This is a genomic window from Kitasatospora sp. NPDC004799 (assembly GCF_040609095.1).
Taxonomy (GTDB): Bacteria; Actinomycetota; Actinomycetes; order Streptomycetales; family Streptomycetaceae; genus Kitasatospora.
In genome coordinates this window covers 1-3,161 of record NZ_JBEXJK010000625.1, presented here as the reverse complement: position 1 = coordinate 3,161, position 3,161 = coordinate 1, and the positions used below count along the sequence as shown (strand labels likewise).

2 protein-coding genes are annotated in these 3,161 nt (G+C 74.1%); both read left to right on the top strand.

Annotated elements, in window-relative coordinates:
* Window positions 1-597: phosphopantetheine-binding protein (locus tag ABZW03_RS39070; RefSeq protein ID WP_355269362.1), on the top strand; the 597-nt coding region annotated here is incomplete at its 5' end.
* A gap of 48 nt (window positions 598-645) precedes the next feature.
* A partial coding sequence (locus tag ABZW03_RS39065; protein WP_355269360.1) for a type I polyketide synthase occupies window positions 646-3,161 on the top strand: 2,516 nt, incomplete at its 3' end.

Below are 3,161 nucleotides of genomic sequence, written 5' to 3'. Positions count from 1 at the left end.
CGCGCCGCCGTGGGGGCGCGTTCCGAGGCCGCCGGACCGGAGTCCGCGGCCGCCGCCCTGGCCGACCGGCTCGCCGCGGCACCGCCCGCCGAGCAGGAGCGGCTGCTGCTCGCCCTCGCCCGCGAGTCGGTGGCCGAGGTCCTGGGCCACCGCGGCACCGGCGCCGTCCACCCCGAGCGGGCCTTCAAGGAGCTGGGCTTCACTTCGCTCGCCGCGGTGGAACTGCGCAACCGCCTGGACGCCGCCACCGGGCTGCGGCTGCCCGCCTCCCTGGTCTTCGACCACCCCACTCCCGCCGCCCTGGCGGAGTACCTGCGCAGCCGGCTGGTGCCCGACACGGCCCCGCAGACCCCGGCCCTCCTCGCCGAACTCGACCGGCTGGAAGCCGCGTTGGCCTCGGCCACGGAGATCGGACTGCTCGCCGCCGTACCGGACGAGGCGGTCCGCACGGCCGTCGGCAACCGGCTCAGGACGCTGCTGTCCACCTGGACCGGCGCCCACGGGGCCGACGAACCGGAGACGGTCGCCGACCAGCTCGACGCCGCCTCCGACGACGAGATCTTCGACTTCATCGACCGGAAGTTCGGGACCTCATGACCAGTACCGCGCGCGCACTCCCGACGACTCCGGCAGGTGGACTTCCCGATGGCGAATGAAGACAAGCTCCGCGAGTACCTCAAGCGGGTCACCGTCGACCTGCACGAGGCGCACGAGCGCCTGCGCGAAGCCGACGAGCGGGAGACCGAGCCCATCGCGATCGTGTCCATGGGCTGCCGCTACGCGGGCGGCATCGACACGCCCGAGCAGCTGTGGCGGCTGGTCGCCGACGGTCGGGACGCCGTCGCCGGCTTCCCGGCGGACCGCGGCTGGGACCTGGACGCCCTCTACCACCCGGACCCCGACCACCCCGGCACCAGCCACGTCCGCGAGGGCGCCTTCCTGGACGCCGCGGGCGCGTTCGACGCGGGCTTCTTCGGGATCTCGCCGCGTGAGGCCCTCGCCATGGACCCGCAGCAGCGGCTGCTGCTGGAGACCTCCTGGGAGGTCCTCGAACGGGCCGGCATCGACCCGACCTCGGTGCGCGGCACCCGGGTCGGCGTCTACGTCGGCACCAACGGCCAGGACTACGCGAAGGGCGTGCGCAAGCTGCCCGAGGACGTCGAGGGCTACCTCGCCACGGGCAACGCCGCCAGCGTCGTCTCCGGCCGGATCTCCTACACCCTCGGCCTGGAGGGCCCGGCCGTCTCCGTCGACACCGCCTGCTCCGCCTCGCTCGTCGCCCTGCACCTCGCGGTGCGCGCGCTGCGCGCGGGGGAGTGCACGATGGCCCTGGCCGGCGGCGTCACCGTGATGACGGCGCCGCTGCCCTTCGTCGAGTTCAGCCGCCAGCGGGCGCTGGCCGAGAACGGCCGCTGCAAGCCCTTCGCGGCCGCAGCCGACGGCACCGGCTGGGGCGAGGGCGTCGGCGTGCTGCTGCTGGAGCGGCTGTCGGACGCGCGGCGCCACGGGCACCCGGTGCTGGCGGTCGTGCGCGGCAGCGCGATCAACCAGGACGGTGCGAGCAACGGCCTGACGGCGCCGAACGGCCCGTCCCAGCAGCGGGTGATCCGCGCGGCGCTGGCCTCCGCACGGCTGACCGCCGACCAGGTGGACGCGGTCGAGGCGCACGGGACGGGCACGGTGCTGGGCGACCCGATCGAGGCGCAGGCGCTGCTGGCGACGTACGGGCAGGAGCGCGGCGAGGACGGCGAGCCGCTGTGGCTGGGCTCGGTGAAGTCCAACCTCGGGCACACGCAGGCCGCCGCGGGGGTGGCGGGCGTGATCAAGATGGTGATGGCGATGCGGGAGGGTGTGCTGCCGCAGACCCTGTACGTGGACGAGCCCTCGCCGCACGTGGACTGGTCGGCGGGCGCGGTGGAACTGCTGACCGAGGCGCGGGACTGGCCGGAGACCGGGCGTCCGCGTCGGGCGGCCGTCTCCTCCTTCGGGATCAGCGGGACGAACGCGCACGTGGTGCTGGAGCAGGCGCCGGAGGCTTCCGAGGACGTGGCGCCCGAGCCGGTGGACGGCGTGGTGCCGTGGGTGCTGTCCGGGCGGAGCGGGGCGGCGCTGCGGGAGCAGGCGCGGCGGCTGCTGGCGGCGGTCGGCGGGGAGCGGCCGGTGGACGTCGGCTACTCGCTGGTGTCCTCGCGGGCGTCCTTCGAGCACCGGGCCGTGGTGGTCGGCGAGGGGCGCGAGGCGCTGCTGGCCGGCCTGGGTGCGGTCGCGGACGGCGAGACGGTGCCGCAGGTCGTCCAGGGCGTGGCGCCGACGACGGTCGCCCCGGTGTTCGTGTTCCCGGGGCAGGGGTCGCAGTGGCTGGGCATGGCGCGGGAGTTGCTGGCGGAGGAGCCGGTGTTCCGGGCGCGGATGGAGGAGTGCGCGAACGCCCTTGCGCCGCACGTGGAGTGGGATCTGCTGGACGTCGTCGGGGGCGGGGACGGCGGGTGGATGGAGCGGGTGGACGTGGTCCAGCCGGTGCTGTTCGCCGTGATGGTGTCGCTCGCGGCCCTGTGGCGTTCGTACGGTGTCGAGCCGTCGGCCGTGGTGGGGCACTCGCAGGGGGAGATCGCGGCTGCGGCGGTGTCGGGTGCGTTGTCGCTGGAGGACGCGGCGCTCGTGGTGGCGCTGCGCAGCCGGGCGATCGTCGAACTGTCCGGGCTGGGCGGGATGGTGTCCGTTCCGCTGTCCGCTTCCGAGGTGCGGGAGCTGCTGGGACGTTGGGACGGGATCTCGGTCGCGGCCGTCAACGGCCCGCGTTCGGTGGTGGTTTCGGGTGATGCCTCCGCTCTGGACGCGTTGATGGAGTACTGCGCGACCAAGGAGATCCGGGCGCGTCGGATCGCGGTGGACTACGCCTCGCACTCGGCGCACGTCGAGCGCATCGAGGCGCGTCTCGCGGAGCTGCTGGCGCCGGTGGCCCCGCGCGTGCCGGAGATCCCGTTCCACTCGACCGTCACCGGCGAGGTGGTGGACGGCCCGTCGCTGAACGGTGCGTACTGGTACCAAAATCTGCGCCGGACTGTGGAGTTCGCGAACACTGTCGAGTCCCTTCTCGCTTCCGGCCACACCCAGTTCATCGAGATCAGTGCCCACCCGGTGCTGACGGTCGGTATCCAGGA